At 42.4% G+C, this 1,024-nt stretch carries 2 protein-coding genes; both read left to right on the forward strand.

From position 1 onward, the window contains the following. On the forward strand, positions 1-366 hold a 366-nt coding region (locus Q0256_RS08355), incomplete at its 5' end, for a hypothetical protein (RefSeq protein WP_297962154.1). Between the two features lie 271 nt (positions 367-637). After that, positions 638-1,024, forward strand: a 387-nt coding sequence (locus Q0256_RS08360) for a hypothetical protein (protein WP_297962156.1), incomplete at its 3' end; no start/stop codon positions are given.

The following is a 1,024-nucleotide window of genomic DNA, read 5'->3' on the forward strand; positions in this document are numbered from 1 at the left end:
GAAGATGAAAGGTGGGCGCCTACAGAATCGCCGCTTTGGAATTGGGATAACTTTGAATATCGTGTCAAACTCGAAGAGCCGAAATTTAAAGACGGCGACGAGGTGGTGCGCAAAGGTTTTGCAGGCTGCTCTCGTCCTGCCGATATTTGGCACGTCGGATCGCTTGGGATGGACGGAATGAACTTAGGCGATTTTATAAAAGCCGATGACGTCCTTTGGTATTGGGAATTTATTGATAAAGACGGTGTTTTAAAGCGACTTGGCAACGTGCGCCAAAATCGCGCAATGGCCGAAGAAATGTTGAATACGGATAATCAAAAAGCAAGTCTACGCCCTATTTTAAAATTAGGCTTTGAGCTTCCTTAAACAATGAAACGGGGATACGTGGTGGAAAATGGAAACAAATTAGTCGACTATTTTAGTATGGGTAATAATATCGTAAAGCTTGAAGAGACTGCAACTAATCGCTATATAATAAGGGTTTTTGCTGCGGAGCTATTGGGAGAACCCGTAAATGATACTATACCCGAAATAAATAGTTTGGATGCAGCACGTATCATTTTTGCAAATAGAGTTGGTATGATTTGCCAGGGGTTTTTAACGAAACGAGCACTCTCGTTACGTTGAGGAGTGTAATATGTTTTCAAAGGTAATGAATAGCAGCGGTCGACTTATCGACCCCTTTAATCTTGAGGATGAAGATTTTGATATCAATGTAGTGGCGCTAACTTTATCGCGCATTTGTAGGTTTTGGGGGCAGACTACGGAATTTTATAGCGTGGCGCAGCATTGCTTGGCACTAGAAAGTATTTTTGATAATTATGATATAGAACTTAAAAAGTGGGCTATGGCGCACGAGATTTTCGAAGGGTTAACCGGTATGGACGTGCCTAGTCCGATAAAACATAGTCCGCATATGGCTGATTATGTTGCGGCGGAAGAAAAGTGTTTGCAGCAAGCTGCCAAAATTTATGGGCTATCAACGCCATTCCCACAGGAGATAAAAATTGCCGATAAGCGTATG

Origin of the sequence: uncultured Campylobacter sp. (genome assembly GCF_937949835.1) — a bacterium.
Classification (GTDB): domain Bacteria; phylum Campylobacterota; class Campylobacteria; order Campylobacterales; family Campylobacteraceae; genus Campylobacter_B.